Below are 25,791 nucleotides of genomic sequence, written 5' to 3'. Positions count from 1 at the left end.
GTCGAGGGAATAGTTGCTTCTACCACTAAATCTAGTGGCAGGATCTAATACGGGATGTACTGTTGCAGCCGATCCGGCCCGGGTCAAGAGGGAGTGTCCGATGACCGAGAGCACCTTCTCGTCGCAGCGCCGGCGCAGCGCCCTCGAGGTCCTGGACGGCGCATTCAGCGGGGATCCGTTCACCGCCTCCGACCTGATCGCCGCCACGGGGCTCACCCGGTCGACGGTGATCGCCGTCTGCGACGACCTGATCGAGCTCGGCTGGCTCGAGGAGCTGGAGAACCAGCGCGCAGCCGGCGACTACGTCAAGGGCAGGCCCGCCCGGCGCTACGCCCTGCGCCGCCTGGCCGGGGTCGTCGTCGGCGTGGACGCCGGGCAGCACAGTATCGACGTCGTCGTCTCCGATCTCCTCGGCGGCACCGTCGCGCGCCGGGTCGAGCCGGTCGACCACGAGCGGATCGAGGACCTCCGGCACGAGCGCCGCCGCGCCGACATCGAGCGCGTCCTCGACCGCGCCCTCCGCGAGGCCGGGGTGGACGACTCCGCCGTGCTGGCCGTCACGCTCGGCGTCCCGGCCCCGGTCGACGCTGTCGGCGCCTCCCCCGCTGACGCCAACGGCTTCTGGGCGGCGATGAACCCCGATCTGATCGAGCACTTCTCCGCCCGCGGCTGGTCGCCCGTGGTCGACAACGACGCGAACCTCGCCGCCCTCGCCGAGGGCTGGCGCGGCGCGGCCGTCGGCTGCGACGACTACCTCGCCCTGCTGTCCGGGGAGCGCCTCGGCGGCGGCGTCGTCCTCGGCGGCACGCTCCTCCGCGGTGCCCGCGGGCTCACCGGCGAGATGCGCGTCCTCGACCTCGTCGAGGGCGTCGGCTCGGCCGAGGGCCTGGCCCTGCTGGCCCGCACCTGGGCCGGTGAGGAGCTCGCCCGTCGCGACCGCCCGGCCTCCCTCCTCGACCGGTTCGAGCACCCGGGCGCCGAGCAGGTCCTCGACGCCGCGTTCGCCGGCGACGCGCTCGCCGTCGCGGTCGTCGACCGCCTCGCCGACCGCCTCACCCGCATCGCGGCGGCCCTCGTCAACCTGCTCGACGTCTCGCTCCTCGTCGTCGGCGGAGCGCTCGCCTCCTCCGCCGGGCCCCTGCTCGCGGAGGTGTCCGACCGGCTCACATCACACGTGCACGCCCCGGTGCCGCGACTGCTGCCCTCGACCCTGGGCGACCGGGCCGTCGCCCTCGGCGCGGTCCGCGCCGGGCTCGACCGGGTCCGGGCCGATCCGCTGGCCCTCCGCCTCCCCGAGCGGGCGCTCGACGCCCGGGCCGGCTGACCCCTCAGGTCCGGAACGCCCGCGCGATCAGGAGCGCCGCCAGGAGCACCGCTGCGGCGGCCGCCGTGGCAGCCGGGAGGGCGAGCAGGAGCAGCAGCGAGACCGCGGCCGACGCGAGGGCCGGGCCGCTCGCCCCGGCAGCTCCGTGGTCGAGGCGCCGCACGATGGTCGCCACCAGCAGGGCGGCCACGGCGAAGGCGAGCAGCGCGTCGGCGTCGAGGATCACGACCGCGAGCACGGCGACCAGGCAGAGGACGAGCTGGGCCGCCGCCGGCACGCCGGTCCTGCGGTTCCTGGTGGCGAGCACTGCCGGGATCTCCCCCGCGCCGGCGAGACGGACGAGGGCGCGCGCATCCCTCCTCCCGAGGTCGAGGAGCGCGAGCAGGACCGCGATCACCGCGGCGGCCCCGACGAGCCCGGACGCGGGCGTGCCCCGGGTGACAGCGCTCAGGGGGGTCTCCGAGGACGCGAGGACCTCGGGACCGGCCGCCAGGAGCAGACCGGTGGCGAGCGCGGCGGCGGCCGCCGTGGCGATCCCGATGCGCAGCAGGGCGGGGCGGAGAGCCGTCACCGCGCCGGAGCGGGAGGTCGGCAGGAGGATCAGGAGCAGCGCCGCGGCGGTGCCGGCTGCCAGCGGCCCTCCGTCGCGCAGCGGGTCGAGCGGCGCGGGGTCCGGAGGGGACGCCAGCACGATCACGGCGGCGGCGGCCAGCAGGACGACGACCGCGCCGACGAGGAGCAGGACCGGGCGAGCGGGGAGGCGCCCGCCGCGCAGGCCGAAGAGCGCGACGGCCACGAGCAGCAGGACGGCCAGGGGCCGGGCCGCTCCCCCGAGGACCGACTGGGCCGCGGTCAGGGCCAGCGCGGCCGAGGCGAAGGCGCGCCCGACGATCCCGAGCCACTCGGAGGAGGGGCCGTCGTGGACGGTGCGCCCGGCATCGGCGACGGCGCTCAGAGCCGCGGCGGCCGCCGCGACGGCGAGCCCGAGGAGCAGCCACCAGCCCGCCGCCGCGGCGGCCGGCGACCAGACCAGGAAGACCGCCGCCAGGGCGAGGGTCGCATCCGAACGCTGGGGCACGGCCTCACCCTAGGCGGTGGAGCCGGGGCGGGACCCGGGTGCGCTGTGCAGGGCGCACCCGGGGCGCGGGGTCCTACGCGTCGCCGTCGAACATCGACGTCACGGAGCCGTCGTCGAAGACCTCGTGGATGGCGCGGGCCAGCAGCGGAGCGATGGGCAGGATCGTCAGGCGGTCCCACGTCTTCTCCGCCGGCAGCGGCAGGGTGTCGGTGACGACGACCGAGTCGATGAACTCGGAGCTCAGGAGCTCGACCGCCGGGTCCGAGAAGACTGCGTGGGTGGCCGCGACGACCACGCCGATCGCGCCCGCCTTCTTCAGCGCCTCGGCCGCCTTCGCGATGGTGCGCCCGGTGTCGATGAGGTCGTCGACGAGGAGGCAGACGCGGCCCTTCACCTCGCCGACGATCTCGTGGACGGAGACCTGGTTGGCGACCTTCGGGTCGCGGCGCTTGTGGATGATCGCCAGCGGGACGCCGAGCTTGTCGCTCCAGATGTCGGCGACGCGGACGCGGCCCATGTCGGGCGAGACGATGGTGAGGGTCGAGGGGTCGAGCTTCTCGCGGAAGTGCTCGAGCAGCACCGGCATCGCGAAGAGGTGGTCGACGGGGCCGTCGAAGAAGCCCTGGATCTGCGCCGCGTGCAGGTCGACCGACATGATCCGGTCGGCTCCCGCCGCCTTGAAGAGGTCGGCGACGAGGCGGGCCGAGATCGGCTCGCGGCCGCGGCCCTTCTTGTCCTGGCGCGCGTAGGGGTAGAAGGGGGCGACCACGGTGATCCGCTTGGCGGAGGCGCGCTTGAGCGCGTCGACCATGATCAGCTGCTCCATCAGCCACTCGTTGATCGGGGACGTGTGCGACTGGAGGACGAACACGTCGCCTCCGCGGACCGACTCGCCGTAGCGGACGTAGAGCTCGCCGTTGGCGAAGGTGCGCCCCTCCGTCGTGACGAGCTCGGTCCCGAGCTCGGCGGCGACCGCCTCCGCCAGTGCCGGATGCGCCCTCCCCGAGACGAGGACCAGGCTCTTCTTGTTGCTGGCGGTGATGCCGGTCACTGTGCTCCGCTTCCTCCGGTGGGCGCCTGGTCGGATCCGGTGGGATCCGACGCCAGGGCCGCCTCGGCGGCGTCGGCCGCTGCGGTGCCCGGACGGTGGGTCTGCACCCACCCGGCCATGTTGCGCTGCGGAGCGACGGTGATCCCGAGGGCTCCGGCGGGGATGTCCTTGCGGATGACCGTGCCGGCGCCCGTGTACGCTCCGTCACCGATTCTAACGGGGGCGACGAAGACGTTGTGCGACCCCGCACGCACGTGCGAGCCCACCACGGAGGACGCCTTGCTCACCCCGTCGTAGTTGGCGAAGATCGAGCCGGCGCCGATGTTCGACTCCTCGCCGATGACCGCGTCGCCGACGTAGGAGAGGTGCGGGACCTTCGATCCCTCGCCGATGACGGCGTTCTTGGTCTCGACGTAGGTGCCGATCTTGCCGCGGGCGCCGAGCACGGTGCCGGGGCGGAGGTACGAGAACGGGCCGACCTGGGCCTTCGCGCCGATCACGGCGAGCGTCGCGTCGGAGCGCTTCACGACTGCGTCCTCGCCGACCTCGCAGGAGTCGAGCGTGGTGTCCGGGCCGATGACCGCACCGGTGGCGATGACGGTCGGCCCCTTGATCTGCGTGCCCGGGAGGATCTCGACGTCCGGGGCGAGGACCGCGTCCACGTCGATCCAGGTCGTCGCCGGGTCCTGGATCGTGACGCCCTCGAGCTGCCAGCGGCGCACGATGCGCGCGTTGAGCTCGAGCGCCGCGTCGGCGAGCTGGGCGCGGTCGTTGATCCCGGCCACGAGCCAGCGGTCCTGCACGGGGACGGCCTCGATCGCGCGGCCGGCGGCCTTGAGCGCGGCGGCGGCGTCGGTGAGGTACTTCTCCCGCTGGGCGTTCTCGGTGCCGATCGCGCCGATGACCGAGCGGAGCGCGGCGGCGTCGAAGGCGTAGACGCCGGCGTTGATCTCGGTGAGGTCGAGCTCGTCGGGGCTGGCGTCCTTCTGCTCCACGATGGAGGCGAAGGCTCCGTCGGCGCCGCGGACGATCCGGCCGAAGCCGGTCGGGTCCTCGAGCACGCAGGAGAGCATGGTGAGCGCGTTCGCCGCGGCGAGGTGCTCGTCGAGCAGGCGGCGGAGGGTCGGCGCGTCCAGCAGCGGGACGTCGGCGCTCAGCACGACGACCGTGCCGGCGAAGGACTCCGGGAGCGCCGCGAGGCCCTGCTCGACCGCGCGGCCGGTGCCGGGCGTCTCGTCCTGGTCCACCACCAGCGCGGAGGGCGTGTGCTCGAGGACGGCCTCGGCGACCCGGTCGCGCTCGTGGCGCACCACGGTGACGACGTGCGCCGCGTCGAGCGAGGCGGCCGTGTCGAGCACGTGCCCGAGCAGCGGCCTCCCGGCGAGGCGGTGCAGGACCTTCGGGGTGCGGGACTTCATGCGGGTGCCCTGGCCTGCCGCCAGGATCACGACGGCGAGCGTGCTGTCTGCCATGTTCTTCGCGTTCTCCTCCGTGAGCGCACCGTCCTGGTGCCGCTCCGCCACCAGGATTCGAACCTGGACCGGACAGCTCCAAAGGCTGCCGTGCTGCCGTTACACCATGGCGGACCGCGCGATCGCGCGCCGTCCATCCTGCCATCCCCGCGCCCCCGGCCCCGCCTCGGGCGCGGGCGGCCGCCGCTCGGGCGGGCGACGGCGGCCCGGGAGGCCCCCGCCTCCCGGCCCGTCCGCCTCCCAACCCGTCCGCCTCCCGGCGTCCCCCGAGCCGCCCAGCCGCCACAATGGACGGGTGAGTGCGAATGACGAGGTCGACGGGATCGTCGACGCCTGGGTCCGGGAGCGGCCCGATCTCGACTTCACGCCGCTCCAGGTCTTCTCGCGGATGCGCCGGCTGGCCAAGCAGCTCGAGCGCGCACGCGGCAGCGCCTTCGGCCGGTCGGAGCTCGAGACGTGGGAGTTCGACGTGCTCTCGGCCCTGCGGCGCGCGGGCGCGCCCTACCGGATGAGCCCCAAGCAGCTCCTCCAGGCGACCATGGTCACCAGCGGCACCATGACCAACCGCATCGACCGGCTGGTCGAGCGCGACCTGGTCGAGCGCCTCGACGACCCGAACGACGGGCGCGGCGTGCTGGTGCAGATGACGCCGTCGGGACTCGCCCGGGTCGACGCGGCGATCACCCGCCTGGTCGACGCGGAGCAGGAGCTGCTCGGCGCGCTCACCCACGCCCAGCAGGAGCGGCTGGCGCAGCTCCTCCGCAAGCTCTCCCTCGACTTCGGCTGAGCCGGTCGCCCCAGGCTCGCGACAGCGTCCCGCCCAGGCGGTACGGGACAGCTGCCGGTGCCGCGGAGGAGAGCGGCGTCAGCCCTCGAGCTGCTCCGAGAGCTCCAGCCAGCGCAGCTCGAGCTCGGCCGTCTCGTCCTCGTAGGCGCGGAGCGAGGCGTTGAGCGCCAGGATGCCGTCGTAGTCGTCCTGGTCGTGCGTCGCCATCTTCTCGTGCACGGTCTTCGTCAGCTGCGTGAGCTTGTGCAGGCGCCGATCGATCGCCGACACCTCCTTCTCGGCGGTGCGCCGCTCGGCCCCCGCGAGTCCGCTCGACGCCGGCGCGGCGGAGGAGGAGCCCGACGACGCCGCCGCGGGCGCACCCTTCTCGAGCGCGCGGCGCAGGTCGAGGTACTGCTCGACGCCGCCGGGCAGGTGGCGGAACGCGCCGTCCATCACGGCGTACTGCTGGTCGGTGACGCGCTCGAGCAGGTACCGGTCGTGCGAGACGACGAGGAGGGTGCCCGGCCAGGAGTCGAGCAGGTCCTCGATCGCGGCGAGCATGTCGGTGTCGAGGTCGTTGGTCGGCTCATCGAGGATCAGCACGTTGGGCTCGCTGAGCAGGATGAGCAGGAGCTGGAGCCTCCGGCGCTGACCGCCCGAGAGGTCCTTCACGGGCGTCGAGAGCTGCGCGCTCGAGAAGCCGAGCCGCTCGAGCAGCTGGCCCGGGGTCATCTCCTTGCCGCCGATGGAGTAGCTGGTGCGCTGCTCCGCGATGATCTCGCGGACGGGCCGGTGCTGGACCCCGGTCAGCTCGCGCAGCTGCTGGTCGAGGATCGCGACGCGCACGGTGGTGCCGCGCTTCACCCGGCCGCTCGTCGGCTCCACGCTGCCCGCGACCAGGCCGAGGAGGGTCGATTTGCCGGCGCCGTTCACGCCCAGGATGCCGGTGCGCTCGCCGGGCGCGATCCGCCACTCGATGCGGTTGAGGACGGTCCGCTCGCCGTAGCGGACGGTGACGTCGAGCAGGTCGACGACGTCCTTGCCCAGGCGCGAGACGGCGAGCTGCGAGAGCGAGACCGAGTCGCGCACCGGGGGCTCGTCCTCGATCAGCTGGTTCGCGGCGTCGATCCGGAACTTGGGCTTGGCCGTGCGGGCGGGGGCGCCGCGGCGGAGCCAGGCGAGCTCCTTCTTCATCAGGTTCTGGCGCTTGGCCTCCATGGTCGAGGCCATCCGGTCGCGCTCCACTCGCTGCAGGATGTACGCCGCGTACCCGCCCTCGAACGGCTCGACGAGACGGTCGTGAACCTCCCAGGTGGCGGTGCAGATCTCGTCGAGGAACCACCGGTCGTGGGTGACGACCGCGAGCCCGCCCGACGACGCCGCCCAGCGGCGCTTGAGGTGCTCGGCGAGCCAGGCGATGCCCTCGACGTCGAGGTGGTTGGTGGGCTCGTCGAGGAAGACGACGTCCCAGTCGCCGACGAGCAGCTTCGCGAGGGCGACCCGGCGCCGCTGGCCGCCCGAGAGGGAGCCGACCACTCCGTCCCAGGGGACGTCGCGCAGCAGGCCCGCGATCACGTCTCGGGTGCGCGCGTCGCCCGCCCACTCGTGCTCCTGGAGCCCGCCGACGACGGCCTGGGCGACGGTGAGGTCCTCATCGACCGTGTCGGCCTGGTCGAGCATCCCGAGCGTGACGCCGCGGCGGTGCGTGACGCGGCCGCTGTCCGGCTCGATGCGCTGCGCGAGCAGGCGCAGGAGGGTCGACTTGCCGTCGCCGTTGCGTCCGACGATTCCGATGCGGTCGCCCTCCTCGATCCCCAGGGAGACGTCGTCGAAGATCACGCGTGTGGGGTACTCGAGTCGCAGCGCCTCGGCGCCCAGCAGATGTGCCATAGGGATCCAGCCTAGGCGGTGCCGCCTGAGCGGTCCGCCGCGGGTCGATCACAGTGCGGCCGGGTCGCGGCCCCCGGACCTCAGCCCGCGGGTGCCGGCTGCGAGACGGACACCGAGCGGCGGTGCAGTCCCGTGGCGCCGTCGGGGGCGGGCGGGCGCTCGACCGTGGTCTGCACCGTGCCGTCCGCGTCGGTGGCGCGCACGGTCACGACGTGGTCGCCGACCGTCGCGTCCCACTCGAGGACCCACTGGATCCACGTGTCCGCGGTGACCTGCTCGGCGAGGCGCGCCTCCTGCCAGGCGCCGCCGTCGATCTGCACCTCCACCTTCGCGATGCCGGTGTGCGGCGCCCAGGCGACTCCCGCCACGGCGACCGTCCCCGCCTCGACGGGCTGGCCCTGGCGCGGCACATCGATCCGCGACTCGATCTTGATCGGACCGCGCTCGGTCCAGCCGCGCGTCGACCAGTACGCCAGGTCCTCCGCGAAGGTCGTGACCTTCAGCTCGACGACCCACTTCGTCGCCGAGACGTAGCCGTACAGGCCGGGGACGACCATCCGGACGGGGAAGCCGTGCTCGACCGGGAGCGGCTCGCCGTTCATCCCGACGGCGAGCAGGCTCGCGCGGTCCTCGTCCTGCAGCACGTCGAGCGGGCTGGAGGCGGTGAAGCCGTCGATGCTCCGCGAGAGCACCATGTCGGCGCCGGCGGTCGGCCGGGCCCGGGCCAGCAGCTCTCGGATCGGGTAGCCCAGCCAGAGGGCGGTGCCGATCAGGTCGCCGCCGACCTCGTTGGACACGCAGGACAGGGTGACCAGGTGCTCCTCGAGCGGCAGCGCGAGCAGCTCGTCCCAGGTGATCTCGATCTCCTCCTCCACCATGCCGGTGATCTTCAGCGACCAGTCGGCGGGCTCGACCGACGGCACCGAGAGCGCGGTGTCGATCCGGTAGAACGAGGAGTTGGGAGTGACGTAGGAGCTGATGCCGTCGATGTCGTCGAGCACGGCGCCCGCCGGGACGGGCGCGGCGGCCGAGGCGGGAGCCGGCAGGGACACGGCCTCGCGCACGGCCGTAACGGCGGCGGAGGCGGACGTGAGGAAGCGGGCGCCGATGCCGGCGGCGACCGCGGCGACTCCGGCGATCCCGACCAGGCGGAGGAACGACCGGCGGTCCGGGGAGTCGCTCTCGCGCTCCTCCTGCCAGCCGCGGAGGCGGACGGAGGCCGAGCGGAGCACCGCGGCACCGGCCACCATGCCCACGACGCTCGGCGCCGCGTCGATCCCGGACGCGCCCTCGCGGCTGACGGCGGCGAGCGCACCGGCGCCCGCGACGACGGCCAGCAGCAGCACGCCGAACGGCGGGCGGCGGTACTCGAGGACCCCGGCGCCGACGGCCAGCAGCGCGATCGCGAGGCCGATCGAGACCAGCAGCACGAGCTTGTCGCCGGTGCCGAAGAGCGCGATGACCGTGTCCTTCACGCCCGGGGGCACGATGTCGATGACGAAGCCGCCGACCGCGACCAGCGGACTGCCGCCCGCTCCGGTGAAGACCGCGACGACCTCGGCGGCCGCGAGGGCGACGACGGCGGCCACGATCCCGGAGAGGATCGCGAAGAGGGTGGCTCGGCGGGACATGAGCGGCACTCTAAGCCACGAGGTCGGAACTTCTCTGCGGACCGTCTGTGGAGGGCGCCGGGCACGAGGCTCGCGAGCCCCGCTCGGGAGGCACCGCCTCCGCGACTAGGTCGAGAGCAGGCGAGCGCCGTGGACCGGGCCGGAGACCCGCACGGCGCTCAGCCGCGCGGAGCTCAGCTCGCGCTGCAGGTCGGCCGCCGCATCGGCGTCCGGAGCGAGGAACGCGACGGTCGGGCCGGACCCCGAGACGAGGCCGCCGAGCGCTCCGCGGCCCTCGCCGAGCTCGAGGATGCGGGCGAGCCCGGGCTGCAGGTGCAGCGCCGGCGCCTGCAGGTCGTTGTGCATCGCGTCGGCGAGCATGGCGGCATCGCCGGCACGGAGGGCCTGCAGCACGTTGGGATCGATGGCGGGGGTCGCCGAGATCGGGCGGAAGTCGTGCAGGTGGCGCTCGCGGTGCCGGTCGAGCTCGCTGTAGACCTCGGGGGTCGACAGGCCCTCCTCCGAGAGGACCAGCACCCACTCGAAGCGGCCCTTGGCGAGCGCCGGGCTCAGCTCATCGCCGCGGCCGACCCCGATCGCGGTGCCGCCGGTGAAGGAGAAGGGGACGTCGGCGCCGAGGCTCGCGGCGATGCCGAGCAGCTGCTCCCTCGTGCACGCCGTACCCCAGAGCGCGTCGCAGGCGAGCAGGGTCGCGGCCGCGTCGGCCGAGCCGCCGCCCATGCCGCCGGCGATGGGGACGTTCTTCTCGATCTCGAGGTGCACGCCGCCGCGGTAGCCGGTCGCCCGGGCGAGCGCCCGAGCCGCCTTGATCGCGAGGTTGGAGCCGTCGACGGCCAGGCGGGAGGTGTCGATCGAGCCCGAGAAGGAGACCGAGAAGTCGGCCGCCTCCTCCGCGAACACGTCCTCGTAGAGGGAGAGCGACTGGAACGCGGTGGCCAGCTCGTGGTACCCGTCGTCGCGCACGGCGCCGACCTTGAGGAACACGTTGATCTTGCCGGGCGCCCGCGCGTGGACCCGGTTCGACGTCGCGCGGTGGGCCATGCATCCACGCTACAGGGTGGCGGAGGCGCCCTCGTCCGCACGCGGGGCGGGCTCCCCGTCGCCGTCCGTGTCGTCCCCGTCGGTCTCCGCCAGCGACCCGTCGGGCACCGCCGCGCCGCGCACGGGGACCCGCGCCGGATCGAGCTCGCGGCCCAGGCGGACGAAGGCGGCGACGTCCAGCTCCTCGCCGCGCGCGGTCTGCGGGACGCCGGCCCGCTCGAGCGCGACGATCGCCGCGGCGCTGTCGCCGAAGAGGGTCGCGAGCGACTGGCGGAGCATCTTCCTCCGCTGCGCGAACGCCGCGTCGACGACCGCGAAGACGGCGCGGCGCAGGGTCTCGTCGCCCGGCTCCTCGCCGCGGTCGAACGCGACGAGCACGCTGTCGACGTTCGGCACCGGCCAGAAGATTTGACGCGAGACCGCGCCGCCCGTCGTCCAGGAGCCGAACCACGCCGCCTTGACGCTCGGGCCGCCGTAGACCTTGGAGCCGGGACCGGCGGCGAGCCGGTGCCCGACCTCGGACTGCACCATCACCACTCCGGACCGGATGCTGGCGAAGTGCTCGAGGAAGTGCAGGAGCACCGGCACCGAGATGTTGTACGGGAGGTTGGCGACGAGCCGGACCGGCTCCCCCGGCAGGTCGAGCACCTTCATCGCGTCGGCGTGCACGACCGCGAGATCGGCGCCCGGCGCCATCAGCTCGACGGTGCGCGGCAGCTGCTCGGCGAGGCGCCCGTCGATCTCGACGGCCACGACCTGCGCGCCCGCCTCGAGCAGGCCGAGGGTCAGCGATCCGAGGCCGGGGCCGATCTCGACGACGGTCTCCCCCGGGCGCACCCGAGCGAGCTTGACGATGCGGCGGACCGTGTTGGCGTCGTGCACGAAGTTCTGGCCGAGCTTCTTGGTCGGCGTGACGTCGAGCAGGCCGGCGAGGTCGCGGATCTCGGCCGGGCCCAGCAGGCGCGGGATCGCGGCGGCCGTCGGCTCGGCGGCGTGGCGGCCGCTCATGCGAGGGGTCCGACCGGCTCCGTCGGCTCGGAGCCGACCTCGCCGCCCCACTCGCCGTACACGGCCTCCGTGTTCGAGGCGATCGTCGCGGCCAGGTGGCCGACGTCGGTCTCGAGGGTCGCGGCCATCGAGCGCAGGGTGTGCGGGAGGAGGTAGGGCGCGTTCGGGCGGCCGCGGAAGGGCGACGGAGTGAGGTACGGCGCGTCGGTCTCGACCAGGATGAGGTGCCGAGGAGTCGCGACGAGCGCCTCCCTCAGCGGCTCGGCGTTCTTGAACGTCACGGTGCCGGCGAAGGAGAGGTACCAGCCCTCGTCCGTGCACATCCGCGCCATCTCCGCGTCCCCGGAGAAGCAGTGGAAGACGGTGCGCTCGGGGGCGCCGACGCGGCGCAGGGTCTCGATGACCTCGCGGTGCGCGTCGCGGTCGTGGATCTGCAGCGCGAGGTCGTGCTCCTTCGCGATGCGGATGTGCTCCTCGAAGGAGCGGAACTGCGCGGCGCGGCCGCTCTCGCCGGTGCGGAAGAAGTCGAGCCCGGTCTCGCCGATGGCGCGCACCCGCGGCTGCTCCGCCAGCTCGGCGATCACGGCGAGGGCGGCGTCGAGCTCGCCGCGCTGCTCCAGCTCGGGCGCCTCGTTGGGGTGGATCGCGACGGCGGCCAGCATCCGCGGCTCGCTCGCCGCCTGCTCGGCCGACCAGCGGCTCGTCTCGACGTCGGTGCCGACCTGGACGACGCCGCGGACGCCGACGGTGGAGGCCCGGTCGAGCTGCTCGCGGTGGTCGAGCGGCTCGAGGCCGTCGGCGATCTCGAGGTGCGTGTGGTTGTCGTAGACGGGGACGACGAGCGCCTCGGGCAGCGGCGGGTACGTCAGGTCGCGGCCGGACGAGGCCTCGCGGGAGCGGACGTGCTGGCTGTCGGTCATGCGCTCCAGGCTACCGGGAGGGCTCGCGGAGGCCGGAGTCCCGGGCGGACGCGGGCCGAGAGGCGGCCGCCGAGGCGCCCTGAGCGGATCGGGTCAGCACCCGATCGGATCGGGACAGCCCGCCTCCCGCGCCGCCGGGAGGCTGGAGCCATGACAGACACCGAGCTCCTCGCCCACTCCGCACCCGGCTCCCTCGCCGGGCGCCATGCCCTCGTCACCGGATCCTCGAGCGGGATCGGTGCGGCCATCGCCCGCCGGCTCGCCGGGGCCGGCGCTCACGTCCTCGTGCACGGACGCGACCCCGAGCGGGTCGGGTCCGTCGTCCGCGGCATCCGCGCCGACGGGGGCACCGCCTCCGCGCTCGTCGCCGACCTCGCGGGCACGCCGGAGGAGACCCGCGCCGTCGCCGCCCGGGCGCTGACCCTCCTCGACGGGCGGATCGACGTCCTCGTCAACAACGCCGGAGTGTTCCCGGTGGGGCCGACCGCCGACCTCAGCGACGCCGACGTCGAGTCCCTCCTCACCACGAACATCCGCGTGCCGCACCAGCTCGTCGCGGCGATCGCCCCGGCCATGGCCGAGCGCGGGAGCGGAGTGGTCGTCAACATCACCTCGTGGATGGGACGGGTGGGAACGCCCGGGACCGCGCTCTACCCCGCGACCAAGGCGGCGCTGGAGCACCTCACGCGGGCGTGGGCGGCCGAGTACGGCCCGAGCGGCGTGCGCGTGGTCGCCGTCGCGCCCGGCGCGACTCTCACGCCCGGCAATGAGCACGCCGCCGCGATCCTGGAGCAGATGACCGCGTCCGCCCCCGCCGGCCGGCCCGGACGTCCGGACGAGATCGCCCTGGCCGTGCGCTGGCTCGTCTCGGACGAGGCCTCGTACGTCCACGGCACGACGCTCGACGTCGACGGAGGCATCGTCGGCGCCCGCGTCTGACGCCGCGGTACGCGCCGCTCGGAGTCCCCGCGACAGCGCCCGCCGCTCAGTGGATCTGGACGAGCGGCCCGGGGTGGAGCGCAGCGTCGGCCGCGGGGGTCGTCTCGTAGGCGCGGCGGTAGTCGCGCCCGAAGTGCGACGCGCTCGCGTAGCCGACCGCGGCCGCGGCCTGCGCGGCGGTGTCGCCCCGGACCAGGAGCAGCCTCCTGGCCTCCCCGAGGCGGAGCCGCCGCAGGTAGCCCAGCGGCGACATCCCGGTCAGCTCGCGGAAGCGGCGGGTGAGTGTGGGCACGCTGGTGCCCGCCTCCGCGGCGAGCGCGCCGAGGGTCCATCCGCGCGACAGCGACGCGCTCATCGCCTCGACCGCGCGGGAGACGGCCTCCGAGCGGACGGTGCTGGACGCGGCCAGCAGCCGGGGCGCCTGGTCCGTCTGCAGCAGCCGCAGCACGAGCTCGCGCGTGATCGCGGGGGCGAGCACCGGGATGTCGGCGGGGGCGTCGAGCAGACGGAAGAGTCGGCGCAGCGAGTCGGCCATCTCCTCCGTGACCGTGCCGATCCGCGGGGCGGGAGCCCGCGGGGCCGTCCGGGGGGCGAGCGCCGCGATCTCGGCCACCACGAGCGGGTCGAGACGCCAGTTGGCCGACAGGAAGTCGCCGCGGTCGCCGGTCTCCACGACGGCCGCCACCACCGGCAGGTCGACGGGGGTGATCAGGAAGCGGCCGGCGCCCCACCGCTCGTCGGAGTCGCCGACCACAGAGCGCTTCCGGCCGGCCAGCACCAGGCTGAGGGTCGGCGGGAACCGGGTGTAGACGAGCTCGGTCGGAGCGGTCACCCGGTGCAGGCGCAGGGCGAGCGCGGCGGCGCGCTCGGGGTGCCCGACGTGGCGCCGGGTGAGCTCGGCCGCCTGCCCGAGAGCGTCGAGGACCTCGCGCGTCATCTGCGCCCCGCCGTCCCCGGAGCGGAGGGCCGCTCGCACCCGGCGCCTCGCGTTCGGATCGCGGTCATCGTGCACTCTCCTGCGGATCCTCCGCCGGCGACTCCGCGCCGCTCGGCTGCTCCGTCCACGGGTCGAGGCGCGGACGTCAGGACGCGGGAGCCTCGATGCGCGGGAAGAGCGCGGCGAGCGTCCCGACGGTCGTGCCGACGGGGAGGACCCCCCACCGGCCCGCCTCGCGGATCGGCTGCGCGGTGAGGGCGCCGAGCGACTCCGTCACGCCGAGCGCCTCCCAGAGGGACGCCGTCGCGCGCGGCACGACCGGCGAGAGCAACACGGCCAGGGCGCGGAGCCCCTCCGTCGCGGTGTAGAGCACCGTGCCGAGGCGCTCGCGCTCCTCGCGCTTGGCGAGTGCCCACGGCTCCTGCTCGGTGATGTAGCCGTTGAGCTCCTCGACGATGCTCCACACGGCGGTGATCGCGTCGTGGATCGCGAGCGCGTCGATCGACCGGTCGGCCGACGCGGCGGCCTCGGCGACGATGCGCTGCACGCGCTCCTCCGCCTCGGTCGGCTCCCCCGGCGCGGGCACGACGCCGTCGTAGTAGCGGTGCAGCATCGCGACGACCCGCGAGGCGAGGTTGCCGAAGCCGTTCGCGAGCTCGGACTGGTAGCGCGCCGACAGGTCCTCCCACGAGAACGAGCCGTCCTGGCCGAAGGTGATGGCCCGGAGGAAGTAGTAGCGGAAGGCGTCGGAGCCGAAGGTGTCGGTGATCTGCTCGGGCGCGATGCCGGTGAGCTTCGACTTCGACATCTTCTCGCCGCCGACCAGCAGCCAGCCGTGGCCGAACACCTGCCGGGGCACCTCGAGGCCCGCGGCCATGAGCATGGCGGGCCAGATCACGGCGTGGAAGCGCAGGATGTCCTTGCCGACGATGTGGGTCGCGGGCCAGCGGCGCTCGAACTCCGCCTCGTCCTGGCCGTAGCCGACCGCGGTGATGTAGTTGAGCAGCGCGTCGAACCAGACGTAGACCACGTGCGAGTCGTCCCACGGGACCTTCACGCCCCAGTCGAAGCTGGAGCGGGAGATCGACAGGTCGGCCAGGCCCTGGCGGACGAAGCTGACGACCTCGTTGCGCGCCGACTCGGGCTGGACGAAGTCGGGACGCTCCTCGTAGAGCGCGAGCAGCCGCTCGGTGTACTCGCTCATCTTGAAGAAGTAGTTCTTCTCCTTCAGCAGCTCGACCGGCTTCGAGTGGATCTTGCAGACGTACTGGCCGTCGTAGTCGCCGGTGCCCTCCTCGAGGTCGGACAGCTGCTTGTACTCCTCGCAGCCCACGCAGTAGTAGCCCTCGTACTCGCCGGTGTAGATGGCGTCCTCGTCGTACAGCTTCTGCAGGAACTTCTGGACGTTGACCTCGTGCCGCGCGTCCGTGGTGCGGATGAAGTCGTCGTTGGCGATGTCGATGGTCTCGAGCAGCGGCTGCCAGGCGGTCCTCACGAGGCGGTCGGCCCACTCCTGGGGGGTCGTGCCGTTGGCGGTGGCGGTGCGGAGGATCTTCTGGCCGTGCTCGTCGGTGCCGGTCAGCAGCCAGGTGTCGTCGCCCGCCTGGCGGTGCCAGCGGGTGAGCACGTCGGCGGCGACCTCGGTGTACGCGTGCCCGATGTGCGGGACGTCGTTCACGTAGAAGATCGGGGTCGTGAGGTAGAAGGAGGCGCCGTCGGACATGGCGACCATCCTATTCACCGCGCGGCACCGCTCCCGGCGTGTGACGGAGGCCGTGGACGACCGGCCGCGATCGCCGCCGGGGAGGGAGCCCTCAGCCGCGGCGGGAGGCGAGCGCCGCCTCGTAGAGCGCGCGGCGCGAGAGCCCGGTGATCTCGGCGACCTCGGCCGACGCCTCCTTGAGCCGCGATCCGGCCTCGACGCGGGCCAGCACGTCGGCCAGCGCGTCCTCGAGCGACGCCTCCCTCGCGGGGGCTCCCTCGACGACCAGGCAGATCTCGCCGCGCAGGCCGTCGGCCGCCCACTCGGCCAGCTCGGCCGCCGTGCCGCGCCGGACCTCCTCGAACATCTTGGTGAGCTCGCGGCAGACGACGACGCGCCGCTCCGGGCCCATCGCCTCGACCAGGTCGGCGAGCGCGTCGCCGATCCGGTGCGGGGACTCGAAGAAGACCATGGTGCGGCGCTCGTCGACGAGCGCCCGGAAGGTCGAGACCCGCTCGCCGTGCCGGCGGGGCAGGAACCCCTCGAAGCTGAAGCGATCCGTCGGGAGCCCGGACACGGCGAGCGCCATGAGCACCGCCGAGGGACCGGGCAGCGCGGTGACCGCGACTCCGGCCGCCACCGCCGCCTCGACCAGGTGGTAGCCCGGGTCCGAGACCGTGGGCATGCCCGCGTCGCTCAGCACGAGCAGGTCCTCCTCGCGGGCCAGCTCCACCAGCTCGGCGGCGCGCTCGCGCTCGTTGTGGTCGTGCAGCGCGTAGAGGGCGGGCCGGTTCTCGACGCCCAGGGCGCGCATCAGCTGGATGGTCACGCGCGTGTCCTCGGCGGCGACGTGGCGGGCGGAGCCCAGCGCCTCCACGAGCCGGCGGGAGGCGTCGCCGAGGTTTCCGATGGGAGTGCCGGCGAGGATGATCATGCCGCCAGTCTCCCAGGCCGGGTCCGGGGCCTCCCGCCGCGGATCGCCGCCGTCCCGGGAGGAGGCGCCCCGTTAGCATGGCCGGGTGACGGACCGACCGCAGCGCGACTTCGACGACCTGCTCCTGGACGCGGCGGGATCGGCGCGCTCGGTCCCGGTGGAGCCCGCCGAGGCGTCCGCACCGCGGGAGCGCACCCCGCTCCCGGACGTGCCGCGCGGCTCCTGGTTCGACGACCTGCACGCCCGGCTCGTCGCCTCCCCCGCGCGCCGCCGGCTGTACGAGCTCGGACTGCCCTTGCTGGTGGTCGCCCTGGCCGCGGTGCTGCGGCTGTGGAACCTCGGCCACCCGCGCTCGCTCGTGTTCGACGAGACCTTCTACGTGAAGGACGCCTGGACCCTCTGGAACCTCGGGTTCGAGGGCGCCTGGCCCGAGAACCCGGACCCCGGCTTCGCGGCCGGCGACGTGGACACCTTCACGGGGGCGCCGTCCTTCGTGGTGCATCCGCCGCTGGGCAAGTGGATCATCGGGCTCGGGATGGGCGTGTTCGGCGCGGACGACAGCGTCGGCTGGCGCGTCGCGACCGCCGTCGTGGGGATCCTCGCCGTCGCGCTGGTGATCGTGATCGGCCGCCTCCTGTTCCGCTCCACCCTCCTCTCCTCCTTCGCGGGGCTGATGCTCGCGCTCGACGGCCACGCGATCGTGATGTCGCGGGTGTCGCTCCTGGACGGGATCCTGATGTTCGTCGCGCTCTGCGGGGTCGCGGCGGTGCTGCTGGACCGGCGCTGGGCCGAGCTGCAGCTGGCGCGGAAGGTGGCGGCGGGAGCGCTGCCGAGCTGGGGGCCGGTCCTGTGGTGGCGGCCCTGGCTGCTCGCGGCCGGCGTGCTCTTCGGCCTGGCCGCGGGCGTGAAGTGGACGGGCGTCTACTTCCTCGCGGCGTACGGCGTGTACGCGGTGGTCGTCGACGCGCTGATGCGGCGCCGCGCGGGCGTGCCGTTCTGGGGCAGCGGCGCGATCCTCAAGCAGGGTCCGGTCACCTTCCTCCTGGTCGTGCCGATCGCCCTGATCGCCTACCTCGTCACCTGGACGGGCTGGCTGCGCACCTCCGGCGGATGGGCCCGGCAGTGGGCGTCGGAGGCCCCCGGCAACGCCTGGACCGGGGCTCTGGCGTGGGTGCCGGACTGGGCGCAGAGCCTCTGGCACTACCACGTGCAGATGTACGACTACTCGATCAACCTGCGGGCCTCGCACCCCTACGAGGCGAACCCGCTCACCTGGCTGCTCATGCTCCGGCCGACCAGCATGTACTTCGTCGACCAGGCGACGGGCGTCGACGGCTGCACCGCCGCACGCTGCGACGAGGCGATCACCTCGGTCGCCAATCCGCTCATCTGGTACGCCGGAGTCCTGGCGCTGGTGTACCTCCTCTACCGGCTCGCGCGGTACCGGGAGTGGCGCGCCGGCTTCGTGCTGATGGGGATCGTCGCGGGCTACCTGCCGTGGCTGCTGTACCTCGACCGCACGGTGTTCCAGTTCTACTGCGTCGTCTTCGAGCCCTACATGATGCTGGCGCTGGCGCTGACGGCCGGGATGGTGATCGGGAGTCCGGGTGACGAGCGGAGGCGGCGCACCCGCGGCGTCCTCGTGGTGCTCGTCTTCGCGGTGGCGGCGGCGGCGCTGACGGCCTACTTCCTGCCGCTCTGGATCGGCGCGCAGACCTCCTTCACCTTCTGGCAGGCCCACATGTGGCTGCCCTCGTGGGTCTGATCCGGCGGCTGGGCCCGGGAGTCGCGGCCTGCGCCGTCGCGGCGGTGATCGCGGCCCTGCTGCACGCGACGGTGCCGGCAGTGCCGATGCTGACCGCGGCGGTCGCGCTCGGGATCCTCGTGGCGCAGCTGCCCGCGGCGCGCCCCCTGCTGAGCGGGGCGCTGGCGCCGGGCCTGAAGTTCTCGTCCCGCTCGCTGATGCGCACCGGCATCGTCCTGCTCGGGCTGAAGCTCTCGCTGATCGACATCGCTGCGCTGGGCTGGGGCGCGATCCTGGTCGTCGTCGGGATCGTCCTGGCCACCTTCGGCCTGACCTGGGCGCTGGGCCGGGCGCTCCGGCTGCCCGGGCAGGAGCCGCTGCTGCTCGCGGCGGGCTTCTCGATCTGCGGGGCCTCGGCGATCGGCGCGATGGCCGGAGCGACCCGGGCGAAGGAGCAGGAGCAGGCGACGCCGGTCGCGCTGGTGACGCTCTGCGGCACGCTCGCGATCGCGGTGCTCCCCGCCCTGCAGCAGCCGCTCGGGCTCTCCGACGTGCAGTTCGGGCACTGGGTCGGCGCCTCGGTCCACGACGTGGGCCAGGTGGTGGCGACGGCCCAGGTGGCGGGTGCGTCGGCGCTGGCCGTGGCGGTCGTGGTGAAGCTGACCCGCGTGGTCATGCTGGCGCCGATGGTCGCGGTGGCGGCGGCGGTCACGAGGCGCGGCGGCGGGACCGGCGGGACGCGCCCGGCGATCGTGCCGCTGTTCGTGGTCGGGTTCCTCGCCGCGGTGCTGCTGCGCACGCTCCTCCCCCTGCCGGAGGGACTGCTCGCCGCCGCCGACACCGCGCAGACCTGGCTCCTCGCCGCGGCGCTCTTCGCGCTCGGCAGCGCCGTCCGGGTGCGCGCGCTCGTGACGACGGGGTGGCGTGCTCTGCTCGTCGCCCTGGTGTCGTGGGCGGCGATCGCGGCGATGGGATTGGCCGCGGTGCAGCTGGCGCTCTGATCGGCGCTCCGATCCGCTCGACCGCTCTGTCGCGCACGGTCGCTCTGCACTGCGGGGACGCTCTGTTACGCGATGCGTCGCTCCGGCGCGGCGGTGTCGGCGGCTCCCGCTAGCGTCGATCGCATGGCAGATCGTGAGTACGGCTTCAAGACGCGTGCGATCCACGCGGGCAACATCCCCGACGCGGTGACGGGCGCCCGCGCTCTGCCGATCTACCAGACCAGCGCCTTCGTCTTCGACGACACCTCCGACGCCGCGGCCCGCTTCGCGCTGCAGAAGTACGGCAACGTCTACTCGCGCCTGTCGAACCCCACGGTCGCCTCCTTCGAGGAGCGCGTCGCGAGCCTCGAGGGCGGCCTCGGCGCCGTCGCCACGGCCTCCGGGCTCTCGGCGCAGTTCATCACCTTCGCGGCGCTCGTCGGCGCGGGCGACCACGTGGTGTCCTCCGCCAACCTCTACGGCGGATCGATCACCCAGCTCGACGTCACGCTCCGCCGTTTCGGAGTGGACACCACCTTCGTCCGCTCGAGCGACCCGGCCGACTACGCGGCGGCGATCACCGAGAAGACCAAGGTGCTCTACGCCGAGACGATCGCGAACCCCTCCGGCGAGATCGCCGACATCGAGGGCCTCGCCGCGGTCGCGCACGCCGCCGGCATCCCGCTGATCATCGACTCCACGGTCGCCACGCCCTACCTCGTCCGCCCGATCGAGTGGGGCGCCGACATCGTCATCCACTCGGCCACCAAGTTCCTCGGCGGACACGGCACCACGCTCGGCGGCGTCGTCGTCGAGTCGGGGCGCTTCCACTACTCCCCCGAGAAGTTCCCGCTGCTGCACGACCCGGTCGCCTCCTACGGAGACCTGTCGTGGGACGGCAACTTCGGGGAGTACGGCTTCCTCACGCGCCTGCGCGCGGAGCAGCTGCGCGACATCGGGCCGGTCCTCGCTCCGCACTCCGCGTTCCTGCTCGCCCAGGGCGTCGAGACGCTGCCGTACCGGATCCAGGCGCACGTCGACAACGCGCGCCGCGTCGCCGAATGGCTCGACGCCGACCCCCGCATCGAGGCGGTCTACTGGGCCGGGCTGCCCGCGCACCCGCACCACGACCGCGCGCAGAAGTACCTGCCGAAGGGACCGGGCTCGGTCTTCAGCTTCGTGGTCAAGGGCGGCCGCGCCGTCGGCCAGACCTTCATCGAATCGGTCGACCTCGCCAGCCACCTCGCCAACATCGGCGACGCGAAGACGCTGGTGATCCACCCCGCCTCGACCACCCACGCCCAGCTCACCGAGGACCAGCTCCTCCACGCGGGCGTCCTCCCCGGACTCGTCCGCCTCTCCGTCGGCATCGAGGACGCGGACGACATCATCTACGATCTCGACCAGGCGCTCGCCCGCGCGGTCGAGGAGCACGGCACCCCCGACGCTCCGACCGAGCTCCCCGAGGACACGACCACCACCCTGCACACCCCGGCCGTGGAGGTCTGAGCATGAGCACCACCGACACCGCCGACACGGTCGTCCAGCTGTCCAACGGGCTGAGCTGCTCGGTCCCGGCGAACTCGCCGCTGGCGAAGATGCTGCGCTCGCAGCGCACCTGGGTGGGCCCCGACGCCCGCAGGCGACTCGACATCCTCCGCCGCGCGAAGACCGTGGCGATCGTCGGCGCCTCGCCGAACCCGGCCCGCTCCTCCTACTTCGTCGCCACCTACCTGCAGCAGTCGAGCGACTACGAGCTCTACTTCGTGAACCCGAACGCCACCGAGATCCTGGGGCAGCCGGTCTACCGCAGTCTCGCCGAGCTCCCGGTCGTGCCCGACATCGTCGACGTGTTCCGCAAGGCGAGCGACATCCCCGCCGTGATCGACGACGTCCTCGCCGTCGGCGCGCCCACGGTCTGGGTGCAGCTGGGGATCTGGAACCAGGAGGCGGCCGAGTACGGCGAGTCGAAGGGCCTGTCCGTCGTGATGGACCGCTGCATCAAGGTCGAGCACGCCCGCTTCCACGGCGGCCTGCACCTGCTCGGCTTCGACACCGGCCAGATCTCGGCGCGCAAGACGCTGCGCTGATCCACCGCAGACCCTCGTCGACTCCGGATCTCCGTGGCTCCTCGACGCGGGCGCGGCTCGGGCGGCGCACACCGCCGGCCCCGGCGTAGTCTCGGTGGATGAGCGCCTACGTCTCCGTCCTCGACCTGTTCAGCGTCGGGATCGGCCCGTCCAGCTCGCACACCGTCGGACCGATGCGCGCCGCCCTCGCCCTCGCCGAGCGGATACGCGACGCCGGGCTCCTCGGCCGCGTGAGCCGGGTGGGCTGCACCCTCTACGGCTCGCTCGGCTCCACCGGGATCGGCCACGGCACCCCCGACGCGGTGGTCGCCGGCCTCGCCGGCCTGGACCCCGAGACGTGCGACCCGGCGCTGGTGCGCGGGGCATGGCAGCGCCTCGACGCGGAGGGGATGATCCTGCTGGCCGGCGAGCAGCGCCTCGCGATGACGCGCGACGACGTCGTCTTCGAGCCGCGCACGAGGCTGCCGGAGCACCCGAACGCCCTCACCTTCAGCGTCTGGGTCGGCGACGACGCGCTGCCGGTGTGGGAGGAGACCTACTACTCGATCGGCGGCGGCTTCATCCGGCGCGCGGGCGAGCGTGCCGAGCTGGCTGCGCTGGCCCCGCACCCCTACCCCTTCGTCTCCGGGCTCGACCTGCTGGCGACCTGCGATCGGACCCGCTCCGGCATCGCCGAGATCGCCGCCGCGAACGAGCGCGCTCTGCACCCCGGGGTCGACATCGACGCCCGCCTCGACGCGATCTGGGACGCCATGGCCGCCTGCGTCGAGCACGGCCTGGCGACCGACGGCGTGCTGCCGGGCGGCCTGGGCGTCCGCCGCCGGGCCTCGGTGCTCCGCGAGCGGCTCGAGGCCTTCGAGGAGGATCCGCTCGACCGCGCCCGCGCGACCTCGGTGGAGTGGCTCCACGCCTTCGCCCTCGCGGTGAACGAGGAGAACGCCGCAGGCGGGCGCGTCGTGACGGCTCCGACGAACGGAGCGGCGGGCATCATCCCCGCCGTCGGGCACTACTACCTCCGCTTCGTCCCGGGCGCCGACCGCGCGGGGCTACGCCGCTTCCTCCTCACCGCCACCGCGATCGGCTCGCTCTGCAAGACGAACGCCTCGATCTCCGGTGCGGAGGCGGGCTGCCAGGGCGAGGTCGGCTCGGCCTGCGCGATGGCTGCCGGAGCGCTCTGCGCGGTGCTCGGCGGCAGTCCGCGCCAGGTCGAGAACGCGGCCGAGATCGCGATGGAGCACCACCTCGGACTGACCTGCGACCCGGTCGGAGGGCTCGTGCAGATCCCCTGCATCGAGCGGAACGCGATCGCCTCCTCCACCGCGGTGAGCGCGGCCCGCCTCGCGCTGCACGGCGACGGCGACCACCGCGTCTCGCTCGACGCGGTCATCGAGACGATGCGCCAGACCGGCATCGACATGTCGTCGAAGTACAAGGAGACGAGCGAGGGCGGCCTCGCGGTCAACGTCATCGAGTGCTGAGCGCCCGTGGCGTCCGTGACCGTGCGTGACGCACGGGGGCGCACCTGTCGGCGGTCGCGCCTAGCGTGGGGCGGGTGAGCACCTCCTCCGCCCCGTACCTCGCCCGGCCGATCGTCTCGACCCAGTGGCTCGCCGACCAGCTCGGCCGCGAGCACCTCGTCGTCGTCGACGCCAGCGTGCTGCTCGTGCCCGGCTTCGACGGGCGGCCCGGCTACCTCAGCGGCGACAAGCAGTACCTCCTCGAGGGGCATGTCCCCGGCGCCGTGTTCGGCGACCTGCTCGAGCAGCTGTCGGATCCGGCGGCTCCCCTGCCCTTCACCCGGCTCGACCCGGAGCGCTTCGCCGCCGCGACCGCCGCGCTCGGCATCGACGACGACTCGGTGGTCGTCGTGTACGACTCCGCGGTCGGCCAGTGGGCCTCGCGCGTGTGGTGGCTGCTGCGCTCGGCCGGGCACGACGCCGTCGCGGTGCTCGACGGCGGGCTCCCGGCCTGGCGGCGGGAGGAGCGCCCGATCGAGACGGGGCACGTCGAGCCCGCCGTGAGCGGAGGCATCAGCGTGCGCGAGGAGCGGCCGCTCTGGATCGACAAGGCCGGCGTCGAGAGCGTCGTGCGCGGCGAGGCTCCCGGGGCGCTGGTCTGCGCGGTCCCGCCGAAGGAGTTCACCGGGGAGGAGGGGCGCCGCCCCCGCCTCGGACACCTGCCTGGCTCGCGGAGCGTCCCCGCCGGGCGGCTCGTCGACCGGGCCGACAACACGCTCCTGCCGCCGGAGCGGCTGCGGTCGCTGTTCGGAGACGCTCTCCAGGCCGAGCGGATCGTCCTCTACTGCGGGGGCGGGATCGCCGCGACGGCCGATGCACTCGCACTGGCGGTGCTCGGAGTCCACACGGCGGTCGTCTACGACGGCTCGCTCAACGAGTGGGCCGCCGACCCCGCGGCGCCGCTGACGGTCACGGCCGCGTGAGCAGCTCCTCCGGGAGGCGGGTCGTCGGCAGGGCGCAGACGAAGGCCTCGCAGGAGTAGGCGGTCGGCAGCCCCTCCCGCGAGATCCGCCCCTCGAACAGCTCGAAGCCCGCGTCCGCCCAGTCCCGGGCGCCCTCGTCGGACACGCCGACCAGCACGCCGATCCCGGCGGACCGCGCGCCCTGCACCGCCTCCGCCGCTCCGGGGCCCACGACGACCAGCTGCCGCACCGGGCGAGCCAGCCGCGAAGCGAGCCCGAGCACGGCGCCGAAGCCCATCGGCTGGCGGACCGCGCCCGGAGCGATCGAAGCGACGACCGCCTCGGCCGCCTCCCGGTAGCGCTGCGATCCGGTGAGCAGGTACAGCTCGTGCGCCGCGTCCGCCGTCGCCGACAGGCCGGAGGGGTAGGCGCCCTCGGAGGGATCGGCCGCGAGCAGGAGTCCCCGCGCGGTCAGCGCCGGGTCCCCTCCCCCGGGCAGCGCGAACGGCAGCGGGCCGTCGGCCGCGTCGAGCGCGCCGTCGATCAGGGTGCGCGCCGCGACCGCGTAGCGCGGGCGGCCCTCCGCCAGGGCGAGCTCGAGGAGCCCGCCGGCCAGCATCCCGAGGTCCTCCAGCGCCGGGCGGGCCGCGGAGACGGCACCGTCGAGGGAGGCGCGCACCGCGACGCGGCCGTCGACGAGGTGCCGCTGCAGCACCGCGTCCGCCGCGCGCCGGGCGGCGTCGATCCACTCCTCCCGTCCGAGCACGCGTCCGGCGCGGGCGAGCGCGCGGATCGCCAGGCCGTTCCAGCCGGTGACGACCTTCTCGTCGAGAGCGGGAGGCGCGAGGCGGGACCGGTCCTCGGCGAGGTAGTAGCCGCCCTCCGAGCGCTGACCGTCGACGATGCTCTCCGAGTCCTGCGCCGATGCGAAGCCGCCGCCCGGCCGCTCGAGAGTGGTCAGGAGGAACGCGGCGACGCCCTCCGCGATCCCGGTCAGCTCCTCCACCCGGGCGCCGTCGTGCCCGAGCAGGACGGCAGCGACGTCGAGCAGCTGCGCGTTGTCGTACAGCATCCGCTCGTAGTGCGGATCGCTCCAGTCGGCCTGCGTCGCGTAGCGGAAGAAGCCCCCGTCGCGGTCGCGGAGCGGGGACGCGGCCAGCGCGAGCAGCGTGCGCTCGGCGAGCGCCGCTCCCGAGGGCCGCGAGGCCAGGAACTCGAGCACGGGAGCCACCGGGAACTTCGGGGCGCCGCCGAAGCCGCCGTGCACCCGGTCCTCCTCGTCCGCGAGTGCGCGGACGGCGCCGTCGAGCTCGGCGTCGCCGGGCAGCGCGGAATCGGCGGGCAGCGCCGCGGTCGCCTCGCGCAGAGCCGCGGCCAGGCCCCCCGCCGTCGCCTGCACCTCGTCGCGCCGCAGCCGCCACGCCTCCGAGACCGCGTCGAGGACGTCGGAGAAGGCGGGCACGCCGCCGACGGCGCGCGGCGGGAAGTAGGTGCCGGCGAAGAAGGTCTCGCCGGCGGGGGTGGCGAAGGCCGTCAGCGGCCAGCCGAGCTGCCGGGTGAACGCGCTCGCGGCCGTCAGGTAGGCCGTGTCGACGTCCGGGTGCTCCTCGCGGTCGACCTTCACCGCGACGAAGTCCGCGTTCAGCCGCGCGGCGAGCACCGGATCCGAGAACGACTCCCGCGCCATCACGTGGCACCAGTGGCAGGTGGAGTAGCCGATCGACACCATCACCGGGACGTCGCGGCGCACCGCCTCGGCGAACGCCTCCTCGCCCCAGGGGAACCAGTCGACCGGATTGTCCGCGTGCGAGCGGAGGTAGGGGCTGACACTGGAGCGCAGACGATCGGCCATGCGCCCCACG

At 73.9% G+C, this 25,791-nt stretch carries 21 protein-coding genes and 1 tRNA gene; 9 read left to right on the top strand and 13 right to left on the bottom strand.

What is annotated here, in order from left to right; translation table 11 throughout:
* Positions 1-100 precede the first annotated feature (100 nt).
* Complete coding sequence (locus tag C5B92_RS07600) at positions 101-1,324, top strand: ROK family protein (protein ID WP_104350249.1); 1,224 nt, start codon at positions 101-103, stop codon at positions 1,322-1,324.
* 4 nt (positions 1,325-1,328) lie between these two features.
* Here C5B92_RS07600 and C5B92_RS07595 read toward each other — a convergent pair whose 3' ends face one another.
* The 4 genes from C5B92_RS07595 to C5B92_RS07580 form a co-directional block, all read right to left on the bottom strand.
* Positions 1,329-2,402: a hypothetical protein gene (locus tag C5B92_RS07595; RefSeq protein ID WP_104350248.1), complete on the bottom strand. Its 1,074-nt coding sequence runs from the start codon at positions 2,400-2,402 to the stop codon at positions 1,329-1,331.
* A gap of 73 nt (positions 2,403-2,475) precedes the next feature.
* Complete coding sequence (locus tag C5B92_RS07590; RefSeq protein WP_104250639.1) at positions 2,476-3,453, bottom strand: ribose-phosphate diphosphokinase; 978 nt, start codon at positions 3,451-3,453, stop codon at positions 2,476-2,478.
* Positions 3,450-4,925, bottom strand: coding sequence for a bifunctional UDP-N-acetylglucosamine diphosphorylase/glucosamine-1-phosphate N-acetyltransferase GlmU (gene glmU, locus C5B92_RS07585; protein WP_104350253.1), 1,476 nt, complete (start codon positions 4,923-4,925; stop codon positions 3,450-3,452). Before glmU ends, C5B92_RS07590 begins: the two co-directional genes overlap by 4 nt.
* Positions 4,926-4,967: 42 nt before the next feature.
* Positions 4,968-5,039 (bottom strand) — tRNA-Gln (locus C5B92_RS07580).
* Between the two features lie 181 nt (positions 5,040-5,220).
* Between C5B92_RS07580 and C5B92_RS07575 the strand changes: the two genes are divergently transcribed.
* Positions 5,221-5,712, top strand: coding sequence for a MarR family winged helix-turn-helix transcriptional regulator (locus C5B92_RS07575; RefSeq protein WP_104222340.1), 492 nt, complete (start codon positions 5,221-5,223; stop codon positions 5,710-5,712).
* 78 nt (positions 5,713-5,790) lie between these two features.
* Here C5B92_RS07575 and C5B92_RS07570 read toward each other — a convergent pair whose 3' ends face one another.
* The 5 genes from C5B92_RS07570 to C5B92_RS07550 all read right to left on the bottom strand — a co-directional run bounded on the left by C5B92_RS07570 (position 5,791) and on the right by C5B92_RS07550 (position 12,184).
* Positions 5,791-7,584 (bottom strand): ABC-F family ATP-binding cassette domain-containing protein, encoded by a 1,794-nt coding sequence (locus C5B92_RS07570; protein WP_104233689.1) that lies wholly within the window; start codon positions 7,582-7,584, stop codon positions 5,791-5,793.
* 80 nt (positions 7,585-7,664) lie between these two features.
* Entirely contained in the window at positions 7,665-9,215 is a 1,551-nt protein-coding gene (locus C5B92_RS07565) for a molybdopterin-dependent oxidoreductase (protein ID WP_104274332.1), read from the bottom strand.
* A gap of 105 nt (positions 9,216-9,320) precedes the next feature.
* A complete protein-coding gene (locus C5B92_RS07560) occupies positions 9,321-10,256 on the bottom strand; it encodes a 4-(cytidine 5'-diphospho)-2-C-methyl-D-erythritol kinase (RefSeq protein ID WP_104222334.1) in 936 nt (311 codons plus the stop codon).
* A 9-nt stretch (positions 10,257-10,265) separates the two neighbouring features.
* Positions 10,266-11,264, bottom strand: coding sequence for a 16S rRNA (adenine(1518)-N(6)/adenine(1519)-N(6))-dimethyltransferase RsmA (gene rsmA, locus C5B92_RS07555; RefSeq protein WP_181028768.1), 999 nt, complete (start codon positions 11,262-11,264; stop codon positions 10,266-10,268).
* A complete protein-coding gene (locus C5B92_RS07550; RefSeq protein WP_104222332.1) occupies positions 11,261-12,184 on the bottom strand; it encodes a TatD family hydrolase in 924 nt (307 codons plus the stop codon). The genes rsmA and C5B92_RS07550 overlap by 4 nt, the downstream gene beginning before the upstream one ends.
* A 150-nt stretch (positions 12,185-12,334) precedes the next feature.
* Between C5B92_RS07550 and C5B92_RS07545 the strand changes: the two genes are divergently transcribed.
* The gene (locus C5B92_RS07545; RefSeq protein ID WP_104274307.1) at positions 12,335-13,123 is read left to right on the top strand and encodes an SDR family NAD(P)-dependent oxidoreductase; all 789 of its coding nucleotides are present in this window, start codon (positions 12,335-12,337) and stop codon (positions 13,121-13,123) included.
* Between the two features lie 46 nt (positions 13,124-13,169).
* Here C5B92_RS07545 and C5B92_RS07540 read toward each other — a convergent pair whose 3' ends face one another.
* From C5B92_RS07540 to rsmI, 3 genes are all read right to left on the bottom strand, one after another.
* Positions 13,170-14,135 (bottom strand): AraC family transcriptional regulator, encoded by a 966-nt coding sequence (locus C5B92_RS07540; RefSeq protein ID WP_258061306.1) that lies wholly within the window; start codon positions 14,133-14,135, stop codon positions 13,170-13,172.
* 70 nt (positions 14,136-14,205) lie between these two features.
* On the bottom strand, positions 14,206-15,783 hold the full coding sequence (gene metG / locus C5B92_RS07535) for a methionine--tRNA ligase (RefSeq protein WP_104274308.1): 1,578 nt from the start codon (positions 15,781-15,783) through the stop codon (positions 14,206-14,208).
* Between the two features lie 91 nt (positions 15,784-15,874).
* A complete protein-coding gene (gene rsmI, locus C5B92_RS07530) occupies positions 15,875-16,696 on the bottom strand; it encodes a 16S rRNA (cytidine(1402)-2'-O)-methyltransferase (RefSeq protein WP_104226923.1) in 822 nt (273 codons plus the stop codon).
* Positions 16,697-16,781: 85 nt separating this feature from the next.
* Between rsmI and C5B92_RS07525 the strand changes: the two genes are divergently transcribed.
* From C5B92_RS07525 to C5B92_RS07500, 6 genes are all read left to right on the top strand, one after another.
* The gene (locus tag C5B92_RS07525) at positions 16,782-18,461 is read left to right on the top strand and encodes a dolichyl-phosphate-mannose--protein mannosyltransferase (RefSeq protein ID WP_258061305.1); all 1,680 of its coding nucleotides are present in this window, start codon (positions 16,782-16,784) and stop codon (positions 18,459-18,461) included.
* Positions 18,452-19,441 carry a YeiH family protein gene (locus tag C5B92_RS07520; RefSeq protein WP_258061304.1) on the top strand — a complete coding sequence of 330 codons (990 nt, stop codon included), beginning with the start codon at positions 18,452-18,454 and terminating at the stop codon, positions 19,439-19,441. The genes C5B92_RS07525 and C5B92_RS07520 overlap by 10 nt, the downstream gene beginning before the upstream one ends.
* 123 nt (positions 19,442-19,564) lie before the next feature.
* Entirely contained in the window at positions 19,565-20,929 is a 1,365-nt protein-coding gene (locus C5B92_RS07515) for an O-acetylhomoserine aminocarboxypropyltransferase/cysteine synthase family protein (protein ID WP_104226921.1), read from the top strand.
* Between the two features lie 2 nt (positions 20,930-20,931).
* A complete protein-coding gene (locus C5B92_RS07510; RefSeq protein WP_104274309.1) occupies positions 20,932-21,510 on the top strand; it encodes a CoA-binding protein in 579 nt (192 codons plus the stop codon).
* A 98-nt stretch (positions 21,511-21,608) separates the two neighbouring features.
* On the top strand, positions 21,609-22,988 hold the full coding sequence (locus C5B92_RS07505; protein WP_104350246.1) for an L-serine ammonia-lyase: 1,380 nt from the start codon (positions 21,609-21,611) through the stop codon (positions 22,986-22,988).
* A 74-nt stretch (positions 22,989-23,062) separates the two neighbouring features.
* A complete protein-coding gene (locus C5B92_RS07500; protein ID WP_146079282.1) occupies positions 23,063-23,950 on the top strand; it encodes a sulfurtransferase in 888 nt (295 codons plus the stop codon).
* Here the strand turns inward: C5B92_RS07500 and C5B92_RS07495 are convergent.
* On the bottom strand, positions 23,937-25,781 hold the full coding sequence (locus tag C5B92_RS07495) for a thioredoxin domain-containing protein (RefSeq protein ID WP_104350244.1): 1,845 nt from the start codon (positions 25,779-25,781) through the stop codon (positions 23,937-23,939). The two genes, C5B92_RS07500 and C5B92_RS07495, sit on opposite strands and share 14 nt — an antisense overlap.
* Between the last annotated feature and the right edge of the window lie 10 nt (positions 25,782-25,791).

It is taken from the genome of Rathayibacter sp. AY1A4 (assembly GCF_002930955.1).
In the GTDB taxonomy this organism is placed as follows: domain Bacteria; phylum Actinomycetota; class Actinomycetes; order Actinomycetales; family Microbacteriaceae; genus Rathayibacter.
Note: the sequence above shows the minus strand (reverse complement) of the source record. Positions and strands in the feature narration are given on the sequence as shown.

Coding starts and splice junctions, on each gene's coding strand:
- metG (WP_104274308.1), bottom strand. CDS start 15,783: ATGTCCGACGGCGCCTCCTTCTACCTCACGACCCCGATCTTCTACGTG.
- C5B92_RS07600 (WP_104350249.1), top strand. CDS start 101: ATGACCGAGAGCACCTTCTCGTCGCAGCGCCGGCGCAGCGCCCTCGAG.
- rsmA (WP_181028768.1), bottom strand. CDS start 11,264: ATGAGCGGCCGCCACGCCGCCGAGCCGACGGCCGCCGCGATCCCGCGC.
- C5B92_RS07510 (WP_104274309.1), top strand. CDS start 20,932: ATGAGCACCACCGACACCGCCGACACGGTCGTCCAGCTGTCCAACGGG.
- C5B92_RS07560 (WP_104222334.1), bottom strand. CDS start 10,256: ATGGCCCACCGCGCGACGTCGAACCGGGTCCACGCGCGGGCGCCCGGC.
- C5B92_RS07515 (WP_104226921.1), top strand. CDS start 19,565: ATGGCAGATCGTGAGTACGGCTTCAAGACGCGTGCGATCCACGCGGGC.
- C5B92_RS07570 (WP_104233689.1), bottom strand. CDS start 7,584: ATGGCACATCTGCTGGGCGCCGAGGCGCTGCGACTCGAGTACCCCACA.
- C5B92_RS07550 (WP_104222332.1), bottom strand. CDS start 12,184: ATGACCGACAGCCAGCACGTCCGCTCCCGCGAGGCCTCGTCCGGCCGC.
- C5B92_RS07545 (WP_104274307.1), top strand. CDS start 12,335: ATGACAGACACCGAGCTCCTCGCCCACTCCGCACCCGGCTCCCTCGCC.
- rsmI (WP_104226923.1), bottom strand. CDS start 16,696: ATGATCATCCTCGCCGGCACTCCCATCGGAAACCTCGGCGACGCCTCC.
- C5B92_RS07565 (WP_104274332.1), bottom strand. CDS start 9,215: ATGTCCCGCCGAGCCACCCTCTTCGCGATCCTCTCCGGGATCGTGGCC.
- C5B92_RS07505 (WP_104350246.1), top strand. CDS start 21,609: ATGAGCGCCTACGTCTCCGTCCTCGACCTGTTCAGCGTCGGGATCGGC.
- glmU (WP_104350253.1), bottom strand. CDS start 4,925: ATGGCAGACAGCACGCTCGCCGTCGTGATCCTGGCGGCAGGCCAGGGC.
- C5B92_RS07495 (WP_104350244.1), bottom strand. CDS start 25,781: ATGGCCGATCGTCTGCGCTCCAGTGTCAGCCCCTACCTCCGCTCGCAC.